The organism is Pseudomonas sp. EL_65y_Pfl1_R83, assembly GCF_963970695.1.
In the GTDB taxonomy this organism is placed as follows: Bacteria; Pseudomonadota; Gammaproteobacteria; order Pseudomonadales; family Pseudomonadaceae; genus Aquipseudomonas; species Aquipseudomonas tritici.
The window spans coordinates 22,693-47,881 of sequence record NZ_CAXAQI010000008.1; the positions used below are offsets into that span (position 1 = coordinate 22,693).

Annotated in this window: 22 protein-coding genes; 6 read left to right on the forward strand and 16 right to left on the reverse strand. The window is 60.7% G+C overall.

The window, feature by feature from the left end:
• Positions 1 to 64 precede the first annotated feature (64 nt).
• The 3 genes from AACY08_RS13530 to AACY08_RS13540 form a co-directional block, all read right to left on the reverse strand.
• On the reverse strand, positions 65 to 1,708 hold the full coding sequence (locus AACY08_RS13530) for a response regulator (protein ID WP_445262028.1): 1,644 nt from the start codon (positions 1,706 to 1,708) through the stop codon (positions 65 to 67).
• A gap of 44 nt (positions 1,709 to 1,752) precedes the next feature.
• Complete coding sequence (locus AACY08_RS13535; protein WP_339469856.1) at positions 1,753 to 3,255, reverse strand: ATPase domain-containing protein; 1,503 nt, start codon at positions 3,253 to 3,255, stop codon at positions 1,753 to 1,755.
• Positions 3,256 to 3,398: 143 nt separating this feature from the next.
• Complete coding sequence (locus AACY08_RS13540) at positions 3,399 to 4,454, reverse strand: tetratricopeptide repeat protein (protein ID WP_339469858.1); 1,056 nt, start codon at positions 4,452 to 4,454, stop codon at positions 3,399 to 3,401.
• A gap of 216 nt (positions 4,455 to 4,670) precedes the next feature.
• Here AACY08_RS13540 and AACY08_RS13545 point away from each other — a divergent pair, with 216 nt between their 5' ends.
• From AACY08_RS13545 to AACY08_RS13560, 4 genes are read left to right on the forward strand one after another with little or no spacing between them, the layout of a single operon-like run.
• Positions 4,671 to 5,438 (forward strand): SDR family NAD(P)-dependent oxidoreductase, encoded by a 768-nt coding sequence (locus AACY08_RS13545; RefSeq protein WP_339469859.1) that lies wholly within the window; start codon positions 4,671 to 4,673, stop codon positions 5,436 to 5,438.
• Positions 5,439 to 5,450: 12 nt separating this feature from the next.
• Positions 5,451 to 6,635, forward strand: a complete 1,185-nt coding sequence (locus AACY08_RS13550) for an acetyl-CoA C-acyltransferase (protein ID WP_339469861.1) — start codon at positions 5,451 to 5,453, stop codon at positions 6,633 to 6,635.
• A gap of 12 nt (positions 6,636 to 6,647) precedes the next feature.
• Positions 6,648 to 7,775, forward strand: coding sequence for an acyl-CoA dehydrogenase (locus tag AACY08_RS13555; RefSeq protein ID WP_339469862.1), 1,128 nt, complete (start codon positions 6,648 to 6,650; stop codon positions 7,773 to 7,775).
• A gap of 11 nt (positions 7,776 to 7,786) precedes the next feature.
• On the forward strand, positions 7,787 to 8,560 hold the full coding sequence (locus tag AACY08_RS13560; RefSeq protein ID WP_065873077.1) for an enoyl-CoA hydratase: 774 nt from the start codon (positions 7,787 to 7,789) through the stop codon (positions 8,558 to 8,560).
• Between the two features lie 82 nt (positions 8,561 to 8,642).
• On the opposite strand, the gene AACY08_RS13565 is transcribed toward AACY08_RS13560, so the two are convergent.
• The 12 genes from AACY08_RS13565 to arnC form a co-directional block, all read right to left on the reverse strand.
• Positions 8,643 to 9,794 (reverse strand): acyl-CoA dehydrogenase family protein, encoded by a 1,152-nt coding sequence (locus tag AACY08_RS13565; protein ID WP_339469863.1) that lies wholly within the window; start codon positions 9,792 to 9,794, stop codon positions 8,643 to 8,645.
• 3 nt (positions 9,795 to 9,797) lie between these two features.
• A complete protein-coding gene (locus AACY08_RS13570) occupies positions 9,798 to 10,901 on the reverse strand; it encodes an enoyl-CoA hydratase/isomerase family protein (RefSeq protein WP_339469865.1) in 1,104 nt (367 codons plus the stop codon).
• A gap of 141 nt (positions 10,902 to 11,042) precedes the next feature.
• Positions 11,043 to 11,753, reverse strand: a complete 711-nt coding sequence (locus AACY08_RS13575) for an HPP family protein (protein ID WP_339469866.1) — start codon at positions 11,751 to 11,753, stop codon at positions 11,043 to 11,045.
• Positions 11,754 to 11,927: 174 nt separating this feature from the next.
• Entirely contained in the window at positions 11,928 to 12,161 is a 234-nt protein-coding gene (locus AACY08_RS13580; protein ID WP_339470050.1) for a hypothetical protein, read from the reverse strand.
• Between the two features lie 166 nt (positions 12,162 to 12,327).
• Entirely contained in the window at positions 12,328 to 13,950 is a 1,623-nt protein-coding gene (locus tag AACY08_RS13585) for an ArnT family glycosyltransferase (protein WP_339469867.1), read from the reverse strand.
• Between the two features lie 3 nt (positions 13,951 to 13,953).
• On the reverse strand, positions 13,954 to 15,333 hold the full coding sequence (locus AACY08_RS13590; protein WP_339469868.1) for a UDP-glucose dehydrogenase family protein: 1,380 nt from the start codon (positions 15,331 to 15,333) through the stop codon (positions 13,954 to 13,956).
• On the reverse strand, positions 15,330 to 15,731 hold the full coding sequence (gene arnF / locus AACY08_RS13595) for a 4-amino-4-deoxy-L-arabinose-phosphoundecaprenol flippase subunit ArnF (RefSeq protein WP_339469869.1): 402 nt from the start codon (positions 15,729 to 15,731) through the stop codon (positions 15,330 to 15,332). Before arnF ends, AACY08_RS13590 begins: the two co-directional genes overlap by 4 nt.
• The gene (gene arnE / locus AACY08_RS13600; RefSeq protein ID WP_339416309.1) at positions 15,728 to 16,075 is read right to left on the reverse strand and encodes a 4-amino-4-deoxy-L-arabinose-phosphoundecaprenol flippase subunit ArnE; all 348 of its coding nucleotides are present in this window, start codon (positions 16,073 to 16,075) and stop codon (positions 15,728 to 15,730) included. Before arnE ends, arnF begins: the two co-directional genes overlap by 4 nt.
• A complete protein-coding gene (gene arnT / locus AACY08_RS13605; protein ID WP_339469871.1) occupies positions 16,072 to 17,727 on the reverse strand; it encodes a lipid IV(A) 4-amino-4-deoxy-L-arabinosyltransferase in 1,656 nt (551 codons plus the stop codon). Before arnT ends, arnE begins: the two co-directional genes overlap by 4 nt.
• A complete protein-coding gene (gene arnD, locus AACY08_RS13610; protein WP_339436348.1) occupies positions 17,724 to 18,608 on the reverse strand; it encodes a 4-deoxy-4-formamido-L-arabinose-phosphoundecaprenol deformylase in 885 nt (294 codons plus the stop codon). The genes arnT and arnD overlap by 4 nt, the downstream gene beginning before the upstream one ends.
• Positions 18,608 to 20,599 carry a bifunctional UDP-4-amino-4-deoxy-L-arabinose formyltransferase/UDP-glucuronic acid oxidase ArnA gene (gene arnA / locus AACY08_RS13615; RefSeq protein ID WP_339469872.1) on the reverse strand — a complete coding sequence of 664 codons (1,992 nt, stop codon included), beginning with the start codon at positions 20,597 to 20,599 and terminating at the stop codon, positions 18,608 to 18,610. Before arnA ends, arnD begins: the two co-directional genes overlap by 1 nt.
• Positions 20,596 to 21,627, reverse strand: a complete 1,032-nt coding sequence (gene arnC / locus AACY08_RS13620) for an undecaprenyl-phosphate 4-deoxy-4-formamido-L-arabinose transferase (protein WP_339469873.1) — start codon at positions 21,625 to 21,627, stop codon at positions 20,596 to 20,598. The genes arnA and arnC overlap by 4 nt, the downstream gene beginning before the upstream one ends.
• Positions 21,628 to 22,039: 412 nt before the next feature.
• On the opposite strand from arnC, the gene AACY08_RS13625 reads away from it, so the two are divergent.
• Both AACY08_RS13625 and AACY08_RS13630 read left to right on the forward strand, forming a co-directional pair.
• Positions 22,040 to 22,852: a M949_RS01915 family surface polysaccharide biosynthesis protein gene (locus AACY08_RS13625; RefSeq protein ID WP_339469875.1), complete on the forward strand. Its 813-nt coding sequence runs from the start codon at positions 22,040 to 22,042 to the stop codon at positions 22,850 to 22,852.
• 108 nt (positions 22,853 to 22,960) lie between these two features.
• Positions 22,961 to 23,875 (forward strand): site-specific integrase, encoded by a 915-nt coding sequence (locus AACY08_RS13630; RefSeq protein ID WP_339469877.1) that lies wholly within the window; start codon positions 22,961 to 22,963, stop codon positions 23,873 to 23,875.
• A 125-nt stretch (positions 23,876 to 24,000) separates the two neighbouring features.
• On the opposite strand, the gene AACY08_RS13635 is transcribed toward AACY08_RS13630, so the two are convergent.
• A complete protein-coding gene (locus AACY08_RS13635) occupies positions 24,001 to 24,858 on the reverse strand; it encodes an SDR family oxidoreductase (RefSeq protein ID WP_339469879.1) in 858 nt (285 codons plus the stop codon).
• Between the last annotated feature and the right edge of the window lie 331 nt (positions 24,859 to 25,189).

The window sequence follows — 25,189 nt, forward strand, 5'->3', positions numbered from 1 at the left end:
AATGATTCCACGACTACCCTGCCGACCAATTACCAAGTAATGCAGGACGGGTGACAGTTGCTTGTCAGTGGTCCGTCATCTCGACTGACTGCTTGATCATCTCCCGGACCTTCGCCGTCAACAGATCAAAGGTGAACGGCTTGGTGATCAACTGCATCCCGGGATCAAGGAAACCGCCACGCACCGCCGCATGCTCGGCGTAACCGGTGATGAACAGCACCTTGAGATCCGGGCGGATCTGCCGGCCGATTTCCGCCAGTTGGCGGCCATTCATGCCGGGCAGGCCAACGTCGCTGATCATCAAGTCAATACGTTGCTCCGACTCGATGATCGGCACCGCCGTGTTGGCGTCACCCGCTTCGACATAGCCATAACCCAACTCTTTGAGTACCGTACTGACCAGCACGCGCACGGCGGGGTCGTCCTCGACAATCAGCACCGTTTCGCCCGCATTGGCGCAAGGCAGAAGCGCTGGGTCAGCCGCCACCTCGGCGACGACGTCACCGATGAACCGTGGCAGAAACAGACTGACCGTCGTGCCTTCGCCCACTTGGCTATGGATGATCACATGGCCACGCGACTGGCGGGCAAACCCGTAGATCATCGATAAACCCAGTCCCGTGCCCTGGCCGATGGGCTTGGTCGTGAAAAATGGGTCGAACACGCGGCCGATCACACTTTCCGAAATGCCACAGCCCGTGTCGCTGACGCGCAGTTCAACGTAGTCACCGGGCAGCAGGGTGCCGTAGGCGGCGGTGAATACACTATCGAGGTGGCGGTTAGTGGTCTCCACGGTCAGGCGGCCACCGTTGGGCATCGCGTCACGGGCATTGATCACCAGGTTGAGCAGGGCGTTTTCCAACTGATTGGGGTCGGCCTCGGCGGTCCACGGTTCGTGGGTGAATTGCATGTCCAGCGTGATACTTTCGTTGATGCTGCGTTTGAGCAACTCACCCATCGAGGTCACCAGTTGGTTGATCTCCACGGGCTTGGAGTCAAGTGATTGCCGGCGCGAAAACGCTAGCAGCCGATGGGTAAGGCTCGCTGCACGGTTAGCGGAGGTCACGCCTAGATCGATGAGGCTGTCCAGGTCGTCCAATTTGCCCCGGGAAATACGCCTTCGCAGCATTTCCAGGCTGCCGATGATCCCAGTCAACATGTTGTTGAAGTCGTGCGCGATACCGCCGGTGAGCTGGCCAACGGCTTCCATTTTCTGGGATTGGCGCAGGGCTTCCTCGTTGCTTCGCAGCTGCAGGGTGCGTTCTTCGACCTGCTGCTCCAGGGTTGCCAACGTACGTTGCAGGCGCAGTTCGCTCTCACTTAAGTCAACCAGGCGGTCGCGCGCCTCATACTGCCGGCGCCGGCTGCGCACGGCAGTAGTGACCAAGCTGATCAGTGTGGAGGGGTGAAACGGTCGTTCCAGAAAGGTCACGTTGCCAAGCAAATTGCTCAGGTGAGACGAGCCGCTTTGCTCCTTGCCGCCATGGTGAGTCATCAGCACGATGGGCAAATCGGACCAGGGCGGCTGGCGACGCAGGCATTCAAGCAACGCATTGAGGTCAACACCACGCAAGGCTTCGACGGCCACGATCAGCAGGCCGGCGCCTTGCTCCAGCGCCTCGCACAGTCGTGGCAAGTCGCTGGCAATCAGGCTGCCATACCCCGCTTCTTTAAGCATCATTGACGCGAGTACGCTATCACGTCCCATCGGCGCAAGAATGATTGCTCGCTCGGATACCGGTAACTGCGTACTCACTCTGACGGGTCCACGAGCAGCGGGGCTTCACTCCCCATATAAGTCGGCACCCCGCGCAATACGCCCTGGAACGACTCGAGTGGGGCACCAACGGCCACGCCGCCCGCACCGATGCGGTACTCACGGATGGTCGACTCGTGGGTACCGGTACGTTTCTTGATCACGGAAATAGCCCGTCGGACTTTGCCGAGTGCCTCGAAGTAACGCAACAGGATCACCGTGTCTGCCAGGTAAGTGAGGTCGACGGGCGCCTGCATGTCACCGACCAGGCCGTGCTGGGCAACGGTCATGAAGGTCGCGGCACCGCGCCGGTTGAGGTAAAGCAACAGTTCGTGCATGTGCAGGATCAGCGAGTTCTCTTCCGGCATGGCGGCCTGGAAACCGTTGACGCTGTCGATCACCACCGTCTTGATGCCGCGCTCGTCCACGCAGCGCCGCACGCGGTGAGAAAACTCACCCGGTGACAGCTCGGCGGCATCCACCTGCTCAATGAAAAGATTGCCGGTTGCCTGCAGTGCCGGAAGATCGATGTTCAACTGCCGCATGCGTTCGAACAGCAGGCTGAGTTCTTCATCGAAAATAAACAGCGCGGCTTTCTCTCCACGCGACACGGCGGCAGCAGCGAACAGGATCGAAATCAGCGACTTGCCAGTACCGGCTGGGCCCAGGATCAACGTGCTGGAGCCGGTCTCGATGCCGCCACCCAGCAATGCATCCAATTCGCCAATGCCGCTGGTGAGTGTTTGACGGACATAGCCGGCGCGATGTTCGGCGGCCACCAGTCGCGGGAATACGTGGATGCCATCGCCGGCAATGGTGAAGTCATGAAAGCCACCGCGGTATTTTTGCCCACGGTATTTAACCACGCGCACGCGACGCCGCTCGGCACCGTAGACGGGGGTCAGCTCTTCCAGGCGGATAACGCCATGGGCAACGCTGTGTACGGTTTTATCCAGCGCTTCGGTGGTCAAGTCATCCAGCAACAGGACCGTGGCGTTATAGCGCACAAAGTAGTGCTTGATCGCCAGGATCTGCCGGCGATAGCGCAGCGAACTCTGCGCCAGCAAGCGGATCTCCGACAAACTGTCGATCACCACGCGGGTCGGCTTGACCCGTTCCACCACTTCGAAGATCTGCCGGGTCGCTTCGCCCAATTCCAGGTCGGACGAATACAACAGACTTTGTTGGTGATCAGTGTTGAGAATGCTTTCGGGCGGCGTCAGCTCGAATATGTGGATGTTGTCATCGAGGTCCCACCCATGGGACTTGGCACCCTGGCGTAACTCGCGCTCGGTTTCCGAGAGTGTGATGTACAAGGATCGCTCGCCGCATTTGGCGCCGTCCTGAAGAAAATGGAGGGCGACGGTGGTTTTGCCGGTCCCAGGCTCACCCTCGAGCAGGAACAAATGGCTGCGAGACAAGCCGCCGGCAAGAATGTCGTCGAGACCGACGATACCGGTGGCTGCTTTGTCACTTGATAGCGCATTGGATGTAGACAAGAAGTGCCCTCAGGTCACATACGAGTAGAGGTGCGCGGTCGTTCGAACGCGCCATATTCTCTTGACCGTTGTGTATTCCGGGGGTTCAACCGTTTCAGGAGGTTTGTGCGGTGCGTCAGCTTTCAGAACACTTTGCCGACGCGCTATAGACCCTGTTGCAGTGCCGGATCGTCGGGATTCTGCTGTTCCAGTTGCGCGAGCAGCACTTGTACGTTCTGGAGCTGGCCGCTTTCCTTCCAATAGTTGACCAGCAAAACCCGGGCTTTGCGATTGGCGGGGTGGCGTTGAATGATCTCTTCCAGTTGTCGCTGGGCGGCTTCCAGTTCCTGCTGGGCGTGCAGGGTAGTGGCGAGGTCGTAGCGGTAATCCTGATTGCCCGGTTCCAATTCCACCGCTTTGGACAGACCCAGCAGGGCATAGGTGCGCTCGCCATGGTGCAGCAGCCACATCCCCAGCGCGTGTTGCAGATACGCTGATTCCGGGTGCGCCGTCAATTGGCGCGCCAGTAACTGCCGGGACTCGTCGGTCTTGCCCTGTTTGTCCAGCAGCTCGATCTGCGCCACCACGGCTTGCAGGTTGTCTGGCTGCAGTCGCATCGCCTGTGCCAGCGCATTTTGGGCTTGCGGCAACAGTGCGCTGTGTATGTACAGGCGCGCCAGTTGAATCCAGCCTTCGGCCGTTTCGGGTTGGGCCTTGAGCGCTTTCACAAACTCATCCAGCACCTGCTGCAAAGGCCCGAAGTACAGGCCCAGGGTGTCGGGGGACAGACCCAGCAGGGCGTTGGCGGCGGTGAATCGTACAGCTTGTTCGGGATCATCCAGTACCGGGCCGAGTAACAGCGTGCGCTGGCCGGTGGGCACCAGGCCGACAATGCTATGGATGGCCGCCTCGCGGACCAGCGCCGATTCGCTGCTCAGGTCTTTGTCTGCAAGCTTCAAGGCATGAGGGCTAGGGTAATTGGGCAGTTCGGCGTGCAACGCCGCGCGGCGCTCGGGCGACAGGTCCGTCCGGCCGAGTTGCTGATACAGCACACGGGCGGCTCCTGGCTCACCGTTGCGCGCCTGTTTCAGGGCTATGGAGTAACCATGGGCAATCGCAGCCGGTACGGCCACCGGGGTGGGACGGGAGAAATACCAGATCAGCACAATCGACAATAGGGCGCACAGGCCGATGATGAAGTAACGGCGAGACTTTGACATGCAGGCGTCCGAAAGCAAGGCAGGAATGCAAAGCCGTCAGCTTCGGTCAGAGCATGGCGGGTGTCAAACCCGGGAGAAACTTGCGCCCCATCGCATGTTGATCGGCGGGGGCGATGACTGGCCAAAACAGTCAGGTAGCTTGAAGGTTTTGACCATTGCCGCAGTGGCGCTCCAGAGCGACTATTCCGACAATTCGGACCGTTCAAGGAAACAATAATGCAGATTGAAAACAAAATCTTCCTGGTCAGCGGCGGCGCTTCCGGCCTCGGTGCGGCTACCGCTGAGATGCTCATTGCCGCCGGTGCCAAAGTGATGCTGGTGGACCTCAACGCCGACGCGGTGGCGGCCAAGGCCCAGCAGCTCGGCTCGAACGCCCGCAGTGCAGTGGCGGATATCAGCCAGGAAGCGGCTGCCGAAGCCGCCGTGCAGGCCACGGTTGCAGCGTTTGGCGGTTTGCATGGGCTGGTGAACTGCGCCGGTGTGGTGCGTGGCGAAAAAATCCTCGGCAAAAACGGCCCCCATGGGCTGGCAAGTTTTGCCCAAGTGATCAACGTCAACCTGATCGGCAGCTTCAACCTGCTGCGCCTGGCGGCTGCGGCCATTGCTGAAACCGAGGCGAATGCCGATGGCGAGCGCGGTGTGATCATCAATACCGCTTCCGTGGCCGCATTCGACGGGCAGATCGGCCAGGCAGCCTACGCCGCCTCCAAAGGCGCTATTGCCAGCCTGACGTTGCCTGCCGCACGTGAGCTGGCGCGCTTTGGCATTCGCGTGATGACCATCGCCCCCGGCATTTTCGAAACACCGATGATGGCCGGCATGACGCCCGAAGTGCGCGACTCCCTGGCCGCCGGCGTGCCGTTTCCGCCACGCCTGGGCAAACCCGCCGAATACGCTTCGCTGGTGCGCCACATCATTGAAAACAGCATGCTCAATGGCGAGGTGATCCGTCTCGACGGCGCCTTGCGCATGGCTGCCAAGTAAGGAGTATTCCCCATGACTGATCCCATTGTTATTGTCAGCGCCGTGCGCACGCCCATGGGCGGGTTCCAGGGCGACCTCAAGGGCCTGACCGCGCCGCAGCTGGGTTCCGCCGCGATTCGTGCCGCCGTTGAGCGTGCCGGTATCGCCAGCGACGCCGTGGATGAAGTGTTGTTTGGCTGCGTGCTGCCCGCAGGCCTCGGCCAGGCGCCCGCACGCCAGGCCGCATTGGGTGCCGGGCTGGACAAGGGCACCCGTTGCACCACCCTCAACAAGATGTGCGGCTCGGGCATGGAAGCGACGATCCTGGCCCATGATTCGCTGCTGGCCGGCAGCGTCGACGTGGTGATTGCCGGCGGCATGGAAAGCATGTCCAACGCGCCGTACCTGCTGGACCGTGCGCGTAGCGGCTACCGCATGGGACACGGTCGTGTACTTGACCATATGTTCCTCGACGGCCTCGAGGACGCCTACGACAAGGGGTGCCTGATGGGCTCCTTCGCCGAAGATTGCGCCCTGCATAACGGTTTCACCCGGGAGGCCCAGGACGCGTTCGCCATTGCCTCGCTGACACGTGCGCAAGAGGCAATCACCCATGGCAGCTTTGCTGCGGAGATCGTCCCGGTGCAAGTCACCGTGGGCAAAGAGCAGAAAACCATCCTGCATGACGAACAGCCGCCCAAGGCCAAACTGGACAAGATCAGTAGCCTCAAACCGGCGTTCCGCGAAGGAGGCACCGTCACGGCGGCCAACTCCAGCTCGATTTCCGATGGCGCGGCGGCGCTGCTGCTGATGCGCCAGTCCGACGCTGAGAAACGCGGCCTGAAGCCACTGGCAGTGATCCATGGGCATGCGGCATTTGCCGATGAGCCGGGGCTGTTTCCGGTGGCACCGGTGGGGGCGATTCGCAAGCTAATGACCAAGACCGGCTGGAGCCTGGATGACGTCGACCTGTTCGAGATCAACGAAGCTTTTGCCGTGGTCAGCCTGGTGACCATGAGCAAACTGGAAATCCCCCACGCCAAGGTCAACATCCACGGGGGCGCGTGCGCCCTGGGCCATCCGATCGGCGCCTCAGGGGCGCGGATTTTAGTGACGCTGCTCTCGGCACTGCGCCAGAACGGCCTCAAGCGCGGCGTCGCCGCCATTTGCATCGGCGGTGGTGAAGCCACAGCCATGGCCGTCGAATGCTTGTACTAAGGACTTATCATCATGCTGGCGAATGAAGAACAACGACAGATCAGCGACGCGGCCCGGCAATTTGCCCAGGAACGTCTGAAACCCTTTGCTGCCGAATGGGACCGCGAGCACCGTTTTCCCAAAGAGGCCATCAGTGAAATGGCCGAACTCGGCTTTTTCGGCATGCTGGTGCCGGAGCAGTGGGGCGGATGCGACACCGGTTACCTGGCTTACGCCATGGCGCTGGAAGAAATCGCCGCAGGCGACGGTGCCTGCTCGACCATCATGAGCGTGCACAACTCAGTCGGTTGCGTACCGATCCTCAAATTCGGCAACGAGGAGCAGAAAGAGCGATTCCTCAAACCCCTCGCCAGCGGCGCGATGCTCGGTGCCTTTGCGCTGACCGAACCCCAGGCCGGTTCCGATGCCAGCAGCCTGAAAACCCGCGCGCGCCTGGACGGCGACCATTACGTGCTGAACGGCTGCAAACAATTCATCACGTCTGGGCAGAACGCCGGTGTAGTGATTGTATTTGCCGTGACCGACCCAACTGCCGGCAAGCGCGGGATCAGCGCGTTTATCGTGCCGACCGACTCGCCGGGCTACAGTGTGGCGCGGGTCGAAGACAAGCTCGGCCAGCATGCGTCTGACACCTGCCAGATCCTCTTTGAAAACCTGAAGGTGCCGGTCGCCAATCGGCTGGGTGAGGAGGGCGAAGGCTACAAGATTGCCCTCGCCAACCTCGAAGGTGGCCGCGTGGGTATCGCCTCGCAAGCGGTCGGCATGGCGCGCGCTGCCTTCGAAGCGGCCCGCGACTATGCCCGCGAGCGCGAAAGCTTCGGCAAACCGATCATCGAACATCAGGCCGTGGCCTTTCGCCTGGCCGACATGGCCACGCAAATCGCAGTTGCCCGGCAGATGGTGCATTACGCCGCCGCCCTGCGTGACAGCGGCAAGCCAGCGCTGGTGGAAGCCTCGATGGCCAAGCTGTTTGCCTCGGAAATGGCCGAAAAAGTCTGCTCGGCCGCCTTGCAAACCCTCGGCGGTTACGGTTACCTGAGCGACTTCCCCCTGGAGCGGATCTACCGCGATGTGCGGGTCTGCCAGATTTACGAAGGCACCAGCGATATCCAGCGCATGGTCATCTCACGCAATCTTTAAGGAGCCGATACATGAGTTACGAAACCATCTTGCTCGAAGTCCAGGGCCGCGTCGGGCTGATTACCCTCAATCGTCCGCAGGCCCTGAACGCCCTGAATGCGCAACTGGTCAGCGAATTGAACCAAGCGCTGGATGGCTTGGAAGCCAACCCCGAAATCGGCTGCATCGTGCTGACGGGCTCGAAAAAGGCCTTTGCCGCCGGCGCCGATATCAAGGAAATGGCCGAGCTGACCTACCCGCAGATCTATCTGGACGACCTGTTCAGCGACAGCGATCGCGTAGCCAACCGTCGTAAACCGATCATTGCCGCGGTCAACGGCTTCGCGTTGGGCGGCGGTTGCGAACTGGCGTTGATGTGCGACTTCATCCTGGCCGGTGATAACGCCAAGTTCGGCCAGCCGGAAATCAACCTCGGCGTACTGCCAGGCATGGGCGGCACGCAGCGCCTGACCCGCGCGGTGGGCAAGGCGAAGGCCATGGAAATGTGCCTGACCGGACGCTTTATCGATGCCGTGGAAGCGGAGCGCTGTGGAATTGTCGCGCGTATCGTGCCGGCCGATGAATTGCTGGAAGAAGCGCTGAAAGTCGCCACCCTGATTGCCGGCAAATCAGTGCCGATCAGCATGATGGTCAAGGAAAGCGTGAACCGTGCGTTTGAAGTGAGCCTGTCGGAAGGCGTGCGCTTTGAGCGCCGAGTGTTCCACGCAGCGTTTGCAACGCAGGATCAGAAGGAAGGCATGGCGGCGTTTGTGGCCAAGCGTGCGCCTGAGTTCAAAGATAAGTAACAGCTGCTAGCCTCAAGCTGCAAGCCTCAAGTAAAAACCAGCTTCCCTTTACTTGCCGCTTGCAGCTTTCAACTTGAGGCTGCTAAAGCATGTAATTCTTCAGCTCCCTGGCAATCACCATCCGCTGAATCTCGCTGGTCCCTTCGTAAATCTGCGTGATCCGCGCATCCCGGTAGTAACGCTCCACCGGGTAATCCTCCAAGTACCCATACCCGCCGTGAATCTGCATGGCTGACGAGCAGACTTTCTCCGCCATTTCCGAGGCAAACAGCTTGGCCTGGGAGGCTTCCGACAGGCATGGCTTGCCCGCGCTGCGCAGTCGAGCGGCGTGCAGGATCAGCAGGCGCGCTGCATTCAGCTGGGTTTGCATGTCCGCCAGCAAATTGGCCACGCTCTGGTGTTCGATGATTGCCTTGTCGAACTGCACCCGGTCACGGGCGTACGCCAGCGCCGCCTCAAACGCCGCACGGGCGATTCCCAATGCCTGGGCGGCGATGCCGATGCGCCCGCCTTCCAGGTTGGACAGGGCAATCGCCAGCCCCTTGCCACGCTCGCCGAGCAGGTTGGCCTCAGGCACCGTGCATTGGTTGAGGGTGACGGCGCAGGTGTCCGAAGCGCGGATACCCATCTTGTGCTCGGTGCGATCCACTACAAAGCCAGGCGTTGCCGTAGGCACCAGGAACGCTGAAATGCCTTTCTTGCCCAGCTCCGGGTCGGTCATGGCGAACACAATGGCCAGCTTGGCGCGCTTGCCGTTGCTGACGAACTGCTTGGCGCCATTGAGGACCCACTGGCCGTCACGCAGTTCGGCACGGGTGCGCAGGTTGTGGGCCTCAGAACCGGCCTGGGGTTCGGTCAGGCAGAAGCAGCCAATCGCTTGGCCGCTGGCCAGGTCCGCCAGCCAGGCTTGCTTCTGTGCATCTGTGCCGTAGTTGAGGATTGGCCCGCAACCCACTGAATTGTGGATACTCATCACTGCACCCGTGGCACCGTCTCCGGCGGAAATTTCTTCCACGGCGAGGGCGTAGGCGACGTAATCGACATACGTACCGCCCCATTCTTCCGGCACCACCATGCCCAGCAGGCCCAGTTCGCCCATCTTCGCCACCAGGGCGTCGTCGATCCAGCCGGCTTTCTCCCAGGCTTGCGCGTAGGGGGCGATTTCGCCGCGGGCAAAGTCGCGCGCCATGTCGCGGATCATCACTTGTTCTTCTGTGTATTCAATGTCTTGCATGGCTTAGTTCGCAACCTTCTTGAAGTGATGAAAGAAGCTTTCTACATGGCTGAGCGCAAGCCCATGCAGGGTTGGCGGGTTCCAGCGGGGGCTCTTGTCTTTGTCGATGATCAGGGCGCGAACACCTTCGATCAGGTCGCCGCGTTCGAACCATTGCCGGTCAAGGTGCAACTCCAGGGCAAAACATTGCTCCAGGGGCAGGCGGCGGCCGCGACGTAACATTTCCAAGGTGACGGCCATGGCCAGCGGCGAGCGGGTTTTCATCAGGTTGGCGGTGGTCAGCGCCCATTCGTGGCTATCGGCGACGGTGACTTCCTGAAGCTGCTCAACGATGCTCGGTACATCCGGCAGCGCGAAGAAGTGGTCGATGGCCGTGCGCAAAGCGGCCAGCGGTGCATCGGGCAAGTGCTGCACAGCCAGTTTGGCGAGCACGCCTTGCAGGTCTTTAAGCGGTGAGTCGTGCCATTGCAGACGATCAAGCTTCTGGTCCAGCTCGGCGAGCTTCGCGCTGTCGAGATACCAGTCTGCCAAACCGCAGTACAACGCATCGGCCGCGCGGATCTGCACCCCGGTGACGCCCAGGTATGTGCCCAGCTCGCCGGGGATACGCGAGAGGAAGTAACTGCCGCCCACGTCAGGGAAGTAACCGATTGCCACTTCCGGCATCGCCAGGCGACTGCGTTCGGTGACGACGCGCAAATCGGCGCCCTGCACCAGGCCCATGCCGCCGCCCAGGACAAACCCGTCCATCAGCGCCAGTACCGGTTTGCGGTAATGGTGAACGGCCAGGTCCAGCGCGTACTCCTCGACAAAAAAATCTTGGTGCAGGCTGTCGCCGTTCTTGAAACTGTCGTACAGGGAACGTATATCGCCGCCGGCACAAAAGGCCTTCTCGCCCGCGCCGCGCAGGACCACGGCGTGCACCTGCGGGTCATCGGCCCACGCCTGCAATTGGGACGCCAGGCGGCGCACCATGTCCAGGGTGATGGCATTCAAGCCGGCGGGGCGATTGAGGGTGAGGTGGCCGATATGGTTGCGAATCTCGGCGAGCACTACGTGCTGATGCGTATCTGCGTGGCTTGTCTCGGTTGAAACCTGAGCAGTCATCGATAACTCCCTGCTTTTATTGTTCTTTATCAAGATGTTCGCGAACGAAACATCCCTTGATCGTACCAGTGCAAATTTGCCCAGTACAACCTTCAATCATGCAGGTCGTTTTTGCATTTATGCAGCGAGTGGGCGATGGACTCAAGGCACCCGACTCGCCAGCACGTCACCAATACTGCGGCGCCTGGCGTGGGTTTCGGCTGCGTGGATCAGTTGTTCCAGCGCTATGGGCTCCACGTCATAAAATTGCTCCATTTCGGCCAGCGCGTGTTTTAAATCGGCGGCGGTGATGGCGGGGTCTCGATCAGCGTTAGGGTGGGGCAAGAGGGTGGCCGGTGATTCAGCGGCGCCTTTGGGATAGCGCGTGCGCGTGGCATTGTTATAAGCCAATGCGCAGGCCAACAAGGCGCCGGCACCGAGTAGCACGGCGCCTAACTCATACCAACCCAGCGCTGCGGACGCCGGGTCAGCCAATACCAGCGTCATGGCCAGGCCACCGGCCGGCGGGTGGAGGCAGCGCAGCCAGCACATCAGCACCACCGTGATGCCCGCCGCCAGGCAGGCGCCACCCAGGGAAGGGCCGAGAACTCGGGTCACCATCAGGGCGACGACACCCGCGCAGAGGTAGCTGCCGATGATCGACCAGGGCTGCGCCAATGCACCCGATGACACGGCGAACAGCAACACGGCCGAAGCGCCGAGCGGGCCAAGCAGGTGCAATGCGACCTCCATGCCAAACACTTGGGCGCATAACCAGACACTGAAGAGTGTGCCCACGGCCATACCGATGGCGGCACGGCTCCATTCGGTGGGGCGGGTGTTGATTGCAGCGGGGAGCCAGCGAGCGAGCATTGAAGAGGGTCCATAAACAGCGGGCAAAAAAAAGGCTTGTCTGGTTGCCCGGAAAAGCCCTTTGAGCGTTCCAACCGTTGGGGGAAGAAACCTCTGCAGTGTGCCGACCTTGAAGAAAGGGTGCCAATGCATATTAATGAAGCTTGAGTGCAATAATAATGAATTGTAACGGCATTAATTGGGCAGAGAGCAACAGACCTTACCGAGCACGCGATTGCAGGTTTCTTCGTCCAAAAAACGTCGGTGAAGGCTTTCCTGTAGCCCCGGCTCACTGGCCAACGGCCCTTTCAATGCCACCAAGGCATCGCGCAACCCCATCAGCCGGTCCAAAGGCAGCATGGACACGTAGCCGACATGCACTTCGGCACGGGTCAGGGCAGACTTATCAAGCGAAACATGATCTGGCACGGTGTTGTCCTCTCGTCCTTGTTATGACCCATGGCCTGTGGCGGTAAATAAATACCGCTCCCAGGCGAGTTTACAGTCGGGTTTTGGGCACAGGAAAGGGAAAAGGCACCAGCCATTACGTAAAGCTACGTAGGAGTTTTCTGCACCGGGAGCGCCGGCGCAGGGGTCAAGGTTGCGCGGTTTTCGCCAGGTGCAGTAGCACGTAAGGGTTGTGGTCGAATTCACCGGCCAGGGTTGGGGTGATGGAGCGAAAGCGCGGGTCCGTCAGGCCTTCGTAGTCCGCAGCGCTCATCACCAACCAGGCGGGCCCTTGGATCGGCTTCAAGTCGGCCGCTTGCTGGGTGAACAACGGCACTTGGTCGCAGTCGACGTTGACCATGTATTTGATGGCCTTGGCGTCCTTGCCCAAACCGTGCAAAACCACCGGCGCCCGTTGTTGCATCACCTGCTCATGGACCTGAAGGGTAAAGGTGCGGGTGTCGTAGACACTGCGTTCCAGCGGTTCGACCACCAGAATATAGGTGGCCCAGACCGCCAATACGCCTGTAAACGCTGGTCCGACCGGGCGCAGCCGCGTCTTGAACAACGCCAGCAGCGACAGAACCTGCAGCCCCCCAAGCACGCCGAGCACCCAGCCAATATGGCTCATTTGTTCCGGATAGCGCGGTCTCGCGAACAGCAACCCGGCAATCAAAAGCGTCGGTAACGCCGTCCAGATACCCAGCATCAACCCGCGCAGCCAGGCGAAGAGCCGCCCGTGCGCCACGTGGAAGGGATACGCCGCAATAATCGCCGCCATGGGCAACATCGGTAGCACATAACGCGCCTTTTTGGCCTGGGGAATCGACAGGCCGAGCATCACCAGAAGCCCTGCGGCCGCGCAGTACCACACCAACTGCAACGCCGGCCCCGGGGCACGCCGCCCGCTGATCAGCATCGCCAGCAGCACCAACAGTGCCATTGGGTACGCCATGGCATAGTTGCCCAGGGAACTGGTGAAGTAATACAACACGCCACTGGAGCCTTCGCGGCCATCCATGCGTCCAAGGAACTGCATGCGGATCACGTCCTGCATGAAGCCTTCGCCGCCACTCAGCTTGGCCATCAGCAACAACAGGCCAACACACGCCCCCAGTAACGCCAGCGCGAGTAGGCCGAAGCTGAACAGCTGGCGCCATTGCCGGTTGATCAGATAGTAGCTGCACAACACGCCAGTGGGGATGACCAGGCCAATCGGCCCGCGGACGGCAAAGCCGACAATCAGCAACAGGTACAGCCAGTGCAGGCGTTTTCCCGCACCGAAGTGGTCATGGGCATAACCCAGGTAGAACACCGCCAAGGCGATCGCGGCCAGCATCTGGTCGAGGGACACCGAGCGGGTTTCGCTGATAAACGTGCTGCTTAGCAAGAGTATTGCAATGCTCAGCAGACCCCAGCGCTGGGAGTAGGGCGCCGTCAGTCGATACACCAGGGTGACGATAAACGCCGAGGCAATCGCCGTGGGCAGCCAAGCGGTAAAGCTGGTGACCTGGCCCAATGGCAAGGACAGCAGCCACGTCAGCAGTGTCGAAGTGGCCAGGTAATCTGCATAGGGCTGCCCGTAAGTGGTGGGGAAAAAGCTAGGCCCATGGCGCAACATCTCCTGGGCGAACACCACGAAGCGTGAGTCGAAGCCAATAATCGCCTGGTGCCAGCTGCCGGCGATAAACAGCAACAACGCCAGCAACCCCAAAACGAGGGATTGGCGGCGGATCGTTGGATTTAACAAGGGCGGTTGAGCTTTGTTCACGTCTCAGGCTTCCACAACCTGTGGCAGCCACTGCTGCTGGGGAATCGGCAAGTTGCACGAGTCGCCGCGGCCAATCGGGTAGTACTGGAAGCCTTTACGCGCCAGACGTTCGCCGTCGTAAAGGTTGCGACCGTCAAAGATCACCGGGGTTTTCAGGCGTTGGTGGATCAGGTCGAAGTCCGGCGCCTTGAACTGTTGCCATTCGGTGCAGACGATCAGCGCATCAGCCCCGCCCAGGGTGGACTCCGGGGTGCCCATGAGCATCAGTCGTGGGTCATCGCCGTAAAGGCGCTGGGTTTCCTGCATGGCTTCCGGGTCGAACGCACGCACATTCGCACCGGCGGCCCACAACGCTTCCATCAGCACGCGGCTTGGCGCATCACGCATGTCGTCGGTGTTGGGCTTGAACGCCAAGCCCCACAGCGCGAAGGTCTTGCCGCGCAGGTTGCCCTTGAAGTACGCGTTGACCCGCTCGAACAGCTTGCTCTTCTGGCGCTGGTTGATGGCCTCCACCGCTTCGAGCAGGTCGCTGGAGCAGTGGGCTTGCTTGGCGCTGTGGATCAGGGCGCGCATGTCTTTGGGGAAGCATGAGCCGCCGTAGCCACAACCGGGGTAGATGAAGTGGTAACCAATGCGCGAGTCGGCGCCGATGCCAAGACGCACGGCTTCGATGTCCGCGCCCAAGTGTTCAGCCAGCTCGGCGATCTGGTTGATAAAGCTGATCTTGGTCGCGAGCATGCAGTTGGCGGCGTATTTGGTCAGTTCGGCGCTGCGCAGGTCCATGAAGATGATGCGGTCGTGGTTGCGATTGAACGGCGCGTACAGGTCACGCATCACATCACGCACTTCTTCGCGCTCGCAGCCGATGATGATGCGGTCCGGGCGGCGGCAGTCGGCCACGGCCGAGCCTTCCTTGAGAAATTCCGGGTTGGAGACGATATCGAACTCCAGGTGCCGGCCGGCCAGGTGCAGGGCTTTCTCGATATGCGCGCGCAGGGTGTCGCCGGTGCCGACAGGTACGGTGGACTTTTCCACCAGGATCACCGGTTCCTTGCGGTGACGCGCCACTGCATCGCCGACTGACAGCACGTATTTAAGGTCAGCCGAGCCGTCCTCATCCGAAGGCGTGCCCACGGCGATAAACAGCACTTCCCCATGCTCGACGGCCAGCTTTTCATCAAAGGTGAAATGCAGGCGCCCGCTCTCCAGGTTCTCTTTCACCATCGCCGCGAGCCCCGGCTCGAAGATGCTCACATGGCCTTGCTGCAGCAGCTTGACCTTGTTTTGATCGACGTCCATGCAGATGACATCGTGACCGACTTCGGCCAACACGGTGGCCTGCACCAGACCGACGTAACCACTACCAAATACACTGATTTTCATGGGGCATTCCTGGGACTTGTAGCGCTAGCACGACGAGAGTTGATAACCAGCACACCGAGGATGACAAGCGCCACCCCCAGGGTTTTTGAAGCGGAAAAATCTTCATTGAACACTGGCAGGCTGGCCGCCAGCAGGTACACCAGGGCGTAGCTGATGCTCAACAGCGAATAGGCGCGGCCCAGCGGCAGCTGCTTGAGCGCGCCGAGCCAGCAGAGCATCGACAGCGCATAGGCGAGGATCGCCAGCATGACGACACCCAGTGCACCGAGGTCAATGCTTGCCGTGAGCCATTCATTGGGCTGCGGCAGGCGCGTCATGCTCCAGCGCATGCCCAACTGGGCGGCACTGACCAGGCCGACGCTGCCCAAGGCCAAGGCAAAACCTTGTACCCGGCTCATACGTGGCGCCCCAACAGCACGACACCGCCGATCACCAGCGCTACACCCAGCCAGTGACGGCCGTCGATGGGCTCATGAAAGACAAACCGCGCCACCAGTGTGACCAGCACGAAATTCAGGCTGAGCATGGGGTAGGCAATGCCCACTTCAAGGCGCTGCAACACCAGTAGCCACACCAGCAGGCCCAGGCCCAGGCACACCAGCGCCGACCACAACCACGGCGAGCGTAGCTTCAACGCCCAGCCATCCGGCAGGTCGCGCCAGCTTTCCACGGCGAACTTCTGTGAGACCTGGCCCATGCACGTCAGCAGGCAGGCGGCCAATAGCAGTAGCAGGGTGATCATGGGTTCACCTGCGGGAAGATCAGAATCACGATGTTGCCTTGCTCATAGCGCTTGCCGTCACCTGGCAGCAGCGCCACTTCGGCGATTTCATCGTCACCCTTGACGCGCATCACCACGCCGACCGGACCTTTCCGGCGCGCATCACTCATCCATTGCTGGACTTGGGTGGTGTCTATCTTGTGGTCCCCGGCATCCGGGTAGGCGAGGCCGTATTTGACTTCGCCAACGGTGTTATAGAGCGTCACGTCCGGGCGTGCCAGACGCCACGACAGCGCCGACGCCGCGCCCAGGTCATTGCTCAGCAACGCGGTGGCGGGTTGCAGTTCCTGCAGGTGGTCGATGATGAATTGATCCGGGGTCTTGTTGTACACCACCGAGTGCGGCAACGCGGCCGGCAACAACGCGACCATCAACCCACTGCCAAGTATGGGGGCAGCCCACCAGCGCAATGGCTGCGCGGCCTGCAGCAAGTTGACCAGGATCCAACCGAACAGGAAGGTGAACACCAGCACCAGGCTGAGGGTTTCCTGGCCGTGCTCGTATACCGGTTTTTTCAGTTGGAACCAGCTCAGCGCCAGCAGCACCACCACGCCAATGACGAGGTTCAGCCAGCCGTTGATACGCAATGCCCGGTAGCGGCCCTGGGCCAGCTTGTCGGCCAGGGTATTGCCCATCAGCAAGGCCAGCGGCAGCAGGCACGGCATGATGTAGGAGGGCAGCTTGCCCTTGGCCAAGCTGAAAAACGCCAGGGGCATCAGCAGCCACAGCAACACAAAGCCGGTTTTCGCGCTGCGCTTGTCCAGCCACGCCTGTTTTAGGGTGGACGGCAACAGGGCGACCCACGGCAGGCTGAACGCAACCAGCAACGGCAGGTAGTACCAGAACGGCTCGGCATGCTGCGCATCGTCGCCGGCGAAGCGTTGGATATGCTCGTGCCAGAAGAAGAAGTGCCAGTAGTCCGGCTCTTGCAGGTGCACCGCCAACGCCCACGGCACGCTCACGACGATCGCCACGATCACGGCGACCACGCCGTAACCCAGCAGCTCACGCAAACGCTTCTGCCAGATCGCGTAGGGCAGGGCGATCAACACCGGCAGCAGCCAGGCCAGAAAACCCTTGGTCATAAAGCCCATGCCACAGGCCAGACCGAGTAGCGCCCAGGACCCGAGACGACCTTTACGAGTCGTGCTGTCGAAGCAAAACCACAAGGCCACGCCGGTCAGGTTCACCCAGAAGGTGAACTGCGGATCGAGGTTGGCATAGCCACCCAGGGCCGCAACGCTGACGAAACTCATGTAGAGCACGGTGCTGACCAGGGTTTTCTGCGGGTCATTCCACAAGCGACGGCTGACCAGATACACCAGCAGAATGCTCAGGCCGGTGCTCAAGGCCGACGCAAACCGCACGCCAAACAGGTTTTGCCCGAAAATCGCCTGGCCCAGCGCGATCATCCAGTAGCCCGCTGCAGGCTTCTCGAAGTAGCGAATGCCCATGAAGTGTGGCGAGGCCCAGTTGCCGGTCAACAGCATTTCCTGGCTGATCTGCGCGTAACGGGTTTCATCCGGAATCCACAGGCCGTGAGTGGCCAGCGGCAGCAGGTAAAACACGCCAAACGCCAACAGGAGCAAAGGCAGGGCCATGCGACGAATCATGCCTGCTGCACTCCGAGCCAACCTTCACGGCCACTCAAGGTGCCGCGCACCAGTTGTTGCTGGGGCAGGGTGGTCAGGTCGCTGGGCAACAAATCGCCCAGCGGCTTGAAGTCGATGCCGCGCTGTGCTGCCTGGGCGAGCAACTGGCGAAAATCATTGGCCATCAGAATCCCTTCTACTTCTGCGTGGACCGTGTAGACGTTGAGCTTCGACGCGGCAAAGCGGTCGAGAATGAACGCATTAAAGTCTTTGGCAGCCACCACCGGCCCGACGACTTCATCGAAGGTCGGCAGGTCTACCGGAATTTGTGGGGTGCCCGCGCTGCCATCGGCCAAGGTAGGACGAAACAGGCTGGTGCCCCGGCAATCGCTGTTGTAGCGAAAGTTGAACCCTTGCTTGGCTTGCACCACGCGCTCGTCGGCACGCCAACCGGCGGCGGCCGAGCAGTCGATGCGTTCGCCGAGGATATCGCTGAGGGTGTCGACGCCACGACGGATCTGTTCGACCAGCTGTGCCTCACTCCAGCGCCCGGTGTTGGCCTGCCAGCCGTGGTGATCCCAGGCGTGCAGGCCAACTTCATGCCCAGCCGCCTTGGCCTGGCGCATCAAGTGCCCCAGGTCACGGCCAATCGGTTTGCCCGGCCAGGCCGTGCCGGCCAGCAGGATATCCAGGCCATACAGGCCTACCGCATTGGAACGCAGCATCTTCCAAAGGAATTGCGGACGGATCAGGCGCCACAAGTGGCGCCCCATATTGTCCGGCCCGACACTGAAGAAGAACGTCGCTTTCACCGAGGCTTCATCCAGGGTTTCGAGCAACCGCGGCACACCTTCGCGGGTGCCTCGGTAGGTGTCGACGTCGATGCGTAGGCCTGCTTGCATTAGTGCTTATCCGCGATTTCGAGCATCGCTTCACGCAAGAAGAAGTCCAGCGTGTTGCCGATGGTTTCGCTCATCTCTACGGTCGGCTCCCAGTTCAGTAGGCGCTTGGCGTTTTCGATGCTTGGCTTGCGGTGCGCCACGTCCTGGTAACCGGTGCCGTAGAACGCCTTGCTCTCAACGTCGCGGAAACCGGCGAACGGCGGGAAGTTGCCACGCAGCGGGTGCGCTTCGAACTGACGCAGCAGCTCTTCGCCCAACTGGCGGATGCTGGCTTCGTTTTCCGGGTTGCCGATGTTGATGATCTGGCCGTTGCACGCGTCGTTGTCGTTATCAATGATGCGTGCCAGGGCTTCAATGCCGTCGGCGATGTCAGTGAAGCAGCGTTTTTGCTCGCCACCGTCGAACAGGCGGATCGGCGTGCCTTCCACCAGGTTGAGGATCAGCTGGGTGATGGCGCGGGAACTGCCGATACGTGCCGAATCAAGGCGGTCCAGGCGTGGGCCCATCCAGTTGAAGGGACGGAACAGGGTGAAGTTCAGGCCCTTGGCGCCGTAGGCCCAGATCACACGGTCCAGCAGTTGCTTGGAGACCGAGTAGATCCAGCGCTGCTTGTTGACCGGGCCCACCACCAGGTTCGAGGTGTCCTCGTCGAAGTACTGGTCCTGGCACATGCCATAGACTTCGGAGGTCGACGGGAAGATCACGCGTTTGTTGTACTTGACGCAGTAGCGCACCAGCTTGAGGTTTTCTTCGAAGTCCAGCTCGAACACGCGCAGCGGGTTGCGGGTGTATTCGATTGGGGTGGCGATGGCCACCAGCGGCAGGACCACGTCGCACTTCTTGATGTGGTACTCGATCCACTCGGTGTGGATGCTGATGTCGCCTTCCACGTAATGGAAATTCGGATGGCTGCGCAGGCGCTCGATGGCGTCGGAGCCGATGTCCAGGCCGTAGACTTCGTAACGGTCGTCACGCAGCAGACGCTCGGACAGGTGGTTACCGATAAAACCGTTCACACCCAGGATCAGCACGCGGGTACGGCGTGGCTTGCGACCGGACTCGGCGCCGCGCAGCACGGAACCGTCGACCAGGCCCAGTTCGTTGGCCAGGGACGGGCCGGCCAGGTACAGGCCGTTGTCATTGCGCTGGCCAAACTTGATCACCAGGGAGTCTTCGCCGCAGGCAATGCGCAGCGGGTTGACGCTGATCACCCGGCCCGGCGCCAGGCCTTCGTTGCCCTTGAGCACTTCGGCTTGCCACACGATCAGCTTGTGCTCGCCCACGGCGCAGAAGGCGCCCGGGTACGGTTGGGTGACGGCGCGAACCAGGTTGAAGAGTTCTTCAGCTGGTTTTTTCCATTCCAGCTTGCCATCGGCGGCGGTGCGGCGGCCGAAGTAGGTGGCCTGGCTTTCGTCCTGGGCAGTTTCAGCGAGTTTGCCGGCGGCCAATTGCGGCAAGGCATCGCGCAGCAGGTTGCTGGCAGCGTCGCGCAGTTTGGCGTGCAGGGTCAGGCCGGTGTCGCTGCGCTCGATGAGGACTTTTTGCTGGGCCAGGATCGCGCCGGCATCAGCACGCTTGACCATGCGGTGCAGGGTCACGCCGGTTTCGGTCTCGCCGTTGACCAGCACCCAGTTGGCCGGGGCACGGCCACGGTACTTGGGCAGCAAGGAGCCATGCAGGTTGAACGCACCTTTGCGCGCGGTGGCCAACAGTGGCTCGCTCAGCAGGTTGCGGTAGTAGAACGAGAAAATGTAGTCCGGGTTCAGCTTGGCGATACGCTCGATCCACAGCGGGTGGTTGGCGTCTTCCGGGGCGTGCACCGCAATACCGTTGCGCGCGCACAGTTGGGCGACGGAGCCGTAGAAGTTGTTTTCCTTCGGGTCATCGGCATGGGTGAACACGGCAGCAATTTCGTAACCGGTATTGAGCAGCGCTTCAATCCCTGCACAACCAATGTCGTGGTACGCGAATACAACAGCTTTTGAACTCATGATTGGACCTGATCAGCAGAAGTAGAGGTATGGGAAGGCACCAGGCCGTCAACGACGACCACCGGAGCCGGTGCTGCCGGCGTGTTGCGCAGCACTTTTTCGATAAAGAAGCGTGGGCGCGCACGCACGTCGCTGTACATGCGGCCCAGGTATTCACCCAAGAGCCCCATGCCGATGAACTGGCCTCCGGTGAACACGAACAACACCGCAAACAGCACGAACAAGCCATCGCCAGCCCAACCGGCACCGAACACCAGGCGCATGATGATCAGGGCGAAGGCGAACAGCATGCCAAGCGCCGCCAGGCTGAAGCCGACGATGGACAGCAGGCGCAGCGGGGTCGTGGTCATGCAGGTCAGCAGGTCGAACATCAGGCTGACCAGGCGCATGGCGCTGTATTTGGATTCGCCGTGTTCGCGCTCGGCGTGATGGACCAGGATTTCCGTGGTGTGGCGGGCAAAGCCGTTGGCCAGGATCGGGATAAAGGTGCTGCGTTCACGGCAGGCGAGCATCGCATCGACGATGGTGCGGCGATAGGCGCGCAGCATGCAGCCGTAGTCGGTCATGGCCACGCCGGTGGAACGTTGTACGGCCAGGTTGATCAGGCGCGAAGGCCAACGGCGGAACGCCGAGTCCTGGCGGTTGTTGCGCACCGTGGCAACCACGTCGTAACCCAGAGCGGCTTGTTCTACCAGGCGCGGGATTTCTTCGGGCGGGTTCTGCAGGTCGGCGTCGAGGGTAATCACCACTTCGCCTCGGCACTGCTCGAAACCGGCCATGATCGCCGCATGCTGGCCGTAGTTACGGTTGAGGATCACCGCCACCACGTTGCTGCCGTCTTCAGCGGCGGCGTCTTCCAGCAATTGGGCCGAATTGTCGCGGCTACCGTCATCCACCAGGATGATTTCGTATTCGTAGGCCAGTTGCTTGCAGGCTGCCGTCGTGCGACGCAGCAATTCAGGCAGGCTCTCTTGTTCGTTGTAGACCGGGATAACGATCGACACGCAATGAATAGGGTAGGGTTTCAAAGATTCATGACCTCGGGGTTAGAGCAACTTGGAGCGTGGAAGCAGCAGCAGTCATTGGGCAAACGCCCGGTCCGCAGATTTAAAATCAGCGCCAAAGGTGAAGCATAATCAATAGGTTAGACGATATAGCGCGGTTTGCTATGAAGTGCTGCGTTCAAGATTAAGCGTAAATATGTGGAACAGATATGAAAGGCAGATGAAAAACTCGTTTATTTGACAGGTAGACAGCTAGGGTTCAGCTTAACAACTAAGGGGCTTAGGGCTTTAGTTGGTTGGCGAAATAGGAACTGTTTCTGGTACCTGCGGTTCAACTTGGGCGCGCACGCTCAGCCACCGAATGTTAGTGAAGAATCTTCTCTGCAATGCACCCCAAGTGCCGGTAAAGTAAGCCGTCTCTTGCCAGGGTGATCGGATGAATAGCGTGCAGCTTTTACGCGGCCAGTTGCGGCCAGTGTTGATGGGGTTGTTGATGAGCGTGGCGTGTGTCACGACCGTGCAGGCCGATGACGGGGTGGCGCTCACCAGCATCGACCAGGTGCCGGAAGGTGTGGAAGTGCGTGGTAAGCAAATCGCCGCCTATACCTGGGACGATAAACAAGGCAAAAACCTGCTGGTGCTCGCCGAGCAAGTCAGCGAGCGTGACGACGACGGCACCCAGTCCGCCTTTGTGTACGCGGCCCAGTACCTGATCGACGGCAACCGCCCTAAACGCGTGTGGATGCTGTACGACGATGTGCAGCATTGCGAGTTCGACGCGTCCCTGCGCTTCGACCGGGCCGCCACCAAGGTCACCGACCTGACCGGCGACGGCATCACGCAGGCTACCGTGGGGTATTCGCGCACCTGTACCAGTGACGTCAGCCCTAACGAATTCAAGCTGATCATGCATGTCGGCAAGTCGCAGAAGTACCGTCTGCGCGGTGTCGACCGGGTTGGCGCGGCCTGGTGGGACGAAGAGGCCGGCGCCTTGCGCGGCATGCCGTTGCCCAAGGATTGCAGCGTTTCTGGGCAGCAGGCGCTGGTCAGCCAATACAAGGAACAGGGCACCGAATTGCCATTGCCGGGGTGTTATGGCGACGAGAAGGACTTTGCCAAGGCGCCGGAATCGTACCTGACGTTCATGCGCCAGCACTGGTTCGCGCTGATGCAGAAGCAGGACAGCGACTGGAGCCAGACCCTGATCCAGCCGCAGGAACCCACCGAGGAGGACGACACCGCCCAGTGACTTTGTGCCAGGGCCTGTCCTGGGTTAGACTCAGCCTTCGCCAATTCACTAAATACCTTGATTAAACAAAGGCTTGCTCGAGGTATTTAATCCAAAGGCTGATTTACTTTGACTGAGTCTATCCGCAACCCGCTGACCCTCTACCTCACCCGCTTGGCCCCCTCCAGCCAACTGACCATGCGCTACGTGCTGCAAGACGCGGCCGACCGCTTGGGCTTCGAGGACATTAACCTCGAAGACATCGACTGGCCTCTGCTGCAACCCGAACACGTCATCGCCCTGGTCGCCGCTTTGCGCGAGGATGGCTATGCTCCCAATACCTCGTCGCTTTACGTGAACGCAGTGCGTGGCGTGATGAACGAAGCCTGGCGTATGAACCTGATCAGCCAGGAACACCTGCTGCGCATGCGCACCGTCAAGGCCACACCCGGCACTCGCCTGAGCCAGGGCCGCAACCTGCGGCGCAGCTTGATCCGCGAAATGATGGAAGTCTGCGCGGCCGACCCACGCCCGCAAGGCCTGCGGGACGCGGCGGTGATCGGCATTCTGTATGGGTCCGGCATGCGCAAGTCGGAGTCGGTCAACCTCGACTTGGCGCAGATCAACTTCGAAGAGCGCAGCCTGCGGGTGATCGGCAAGGGCAACAAAGAGTTGATCAAGTACGCGCCGGACTGGGCGTTCGCGAAGTTGCAGGCGTGGCTGGCGTTTCGACGTGAGCAGCTCAAGGAGGGTGAGCAGGACGACAGCTTCCTGTTCAACCGCATTCGCCGCGGCAGCCATATCACCCGCGAGCGCATCACCAAACATGCGATTTACTACATCGCGCGCCAGCGCGGCGAGCAGGTGGGGGTGAAGATCATGCCCCATGACTTCCGTCGCTCGTTTATCACGCGCGTGATCGAGGAGCATGACCTGTCGATCGCGCAAAAACTGGCGCATCACACCAATATCCAGACCACTGCCAGCTATGACGTGCGCGATGACAATGAGCGGCGGCGGGCAGTGGATCGGTTTGATTTGTAGAACCGGTGAATGAGATCCCCTGTGGGCTCCGGGCCTGCCCACGATTCAGTTACCTCGGTATTTCTGGTGTACCGAGGTGATGCAATCGCAGGTAAGCCAGCTCCCACAAGGGTATTGGGCAGGGTTCAGAGAATGGGTTTGCCGCCGGTCACCGCGTAGCGCGAGCCGGAGATATAGCTGGCCTCATCCGAGGCCAGCAACACGTAAATCGGCGCCACTTCCACGGGCTGCCCAGGCCGACCCAGCGGCGTCTCGCTACCAAAGCTCTTCACGTCTTCATCGGTCATGGTCGCCACAATCAACGGCGTCCAGATCGGGCCGGGCGCAACGCTATTGACGCGAATCCCTTTACTGCCGAGCAATTGCGCCAGACCACCGGTGAAGTTGGCAATCGCGCCTTTGGTGGCGGCGTAAGGCATCAGCGTTGGCTTGGGCATGTCGGAGTTGACGGACGAGGTGTTGATGATCGAGCTGCCGGCCTTCATATACGGCACCGCCGCCTTGCAGAGACGAAACATCGCGGTGATGTTGATATCTAAGGTCTTGACCCATTCCTCGTCCGAGATGTCCTCGAGCGTTTCATGGCTCATCTGGAACGCAGCATTGTTGACCAACACATCGATGCGGCCGAATTGCTCTACCGTCTTGTCCACCAGCGCCTGGCAGACGCTTCGTTGCGCGATGTCGCCGGGCAGCAATAGGCACTGGCGACCGGCTTCTTCGACCCAGCGTGCTGTTTCCCTGGCGTCTTCGTGCTCGTCCAGGTAAGCGATGGCCACATCGGCGCCTTCGCGGGCAAACGCGATGGCGACCGCACGGCCGATACCGCTGTCGGCGCCGGTAATCAGGGCGATCTTGTTGGCCAAGCGACCAGACCCTTTGTAACTCTGCTCGCCGCAATCGGGGTACGGATCCATTTTTTTCTGGGCGCCGGGCACGGATTGAGCCTGCGGGGTGAAGGGCGGGCGAGGGTAGTCAGTCATTTCAATCTCCATAGATTTCCAAAAGTGCTATGGGATTAGTAATGAGCAGGCCGGCGATAGTTGTAATGGATGCCGGTTGGGCCCGACGAATGGTTTGCGCCGGGCCTGAGCCTGTCAGGCGCAGGGCGGGGCGCTTGCCTGGTGCGCGGGAAAGCGTCGCAACGTCCACAACGTCCACAACGTGGTGAGCATTGCCGCGATGGCACACAGTGCGATGCCAACCAACATCGGCGCAAATGTGGGCTTCAATAACCAGTAGTTGCGGCCGATAACATGGCCAGTGGCGCTTCAGCGGTTGGCTTTCCAACCGGCTCACCAGGCACGGGGATAT

Excerpts from the sequence above, each read along its gene's own strand:
- AACY08_RS13530 (WP_445262028.1), bottom strand. The coding sequence starts at position 1,708 with ATGGGACGTGATAGCGTACTCGCGTCAATGATGCTTAAAGAAGCGGGG.
- AACY08_RS13550 (WP_339469861.1), top strand. The coding sequence starts at position 5,451 with ATGACTGATCCCATTGTTATTGTCAGCGCCGTGCGCACGCCCATGGGC.
- arnA (WP_339469872.1), bottom strand. The coding sequence starts at position 20,599 with ATGAGTTCAAAAGCTGTTGTATTCGCGTACCACGACATTGGTTGTGCA.
- AACY08_RS13625 (WP_339469875.1), top strand. The coding sequence starts at position 22,040 with ATGAATAGCGTGCAGCTTTTACGCGGCCAGTTGCGGCCAGTGTTGATG.
- arnF (WP_339469869.1), bottom strand. The coding sequence starts at position 15,731 with ATGAGCCGGGTACAAGGTTTTGCCTTGGCCTTGGGCAGCGTCGGCCTG.
- AACY08_RS13545 (WP_339469859.1), top strand. The coding sequence starts at position 4,671 with ATGCAGATTGAAAACAAAATCTTCCTGGTCAGCGGCGGCGCTTCCGGC.
- AACY08_RS13540 (WP_339469858.1), bottom strand. The coding sequence starts at position 4,454 with ATGTCAAAGTCTCGCCGTTACTTCATCATCGGCCTGTGCGCCCTATTG.
- AACY08_RS13635 (WP_339469879.1), bottom strand. The coding sequence starts at position 24,858 with ATGACTGACTACCCTCGCCCGCCCTTCACCCCGCAGGCTCAATCCGTG.
- AACY08_RS13560 (WP_065873077.1), top strand. The coding sequence starts at position 7,787 with ATGAGTTACGAAACCATCTTGCTCGAAGTCCAGGGCCGCGTCGGGCTG.
- arnD (WP_339436348.1), bottom strand. The coding sequence starts at position 18,608 with ATGCAAGCAGGCCTACGCATCGACGTCGACACCTACCGAGGCACCCGC.
- AACY08_RS13575 (WP_339469866.1), bottom strand. The coding sequence starts at position 11,753 with ATGCTCGCTCGCTGGCTCCCCGCTGCAATCAACACCCGCCCCACCGAA.
- AACY08_RS13570 (WP_339469865.1), bottom strand. The coding sequence starts at position 10,901 with ATGACTGCTCAGGTTTCAACCGAGACAAGCCACGCAGATACGCATCAG.
- AACY08_RS13565 (WP_339469863.1), bottom strand. The coding sequence starts at position 9,794 with ATGCAAGACATTGAATACACAGAAGAACAAGTGATGATCCGCGACATG.
- AACY08_RS13590 (WP_339469868.1), bottom strand. The coding sequence starts at position 15,333 with ATGAAAATCAGTGTATTTGGTAGTGGTTACGTCGGTCTGGTGCAGGCC.
- arnE (WP_339416309.1), bottom strand. The coding sequence starts at position 16,075 with ATGATCACCCTGCTACTGCTATTGGCCGCCTGCCTGCTGACGTGCATG.
- arnT (WP_339469871.1), bottom strand. The coding sequence starts at position 17,727 with ATGATTCGTCGCATGGCCCTGCCTTTGCTCCTGTTGGCGTTTGGCGTG.
- AACY08_RS13555 (WP_339469862.1), top strand. The coding sequence starts at position 6,648 with ATGCTGGCGAATGAAGAACAACGACAGATCAGCGACGCGGCCCGGCAA.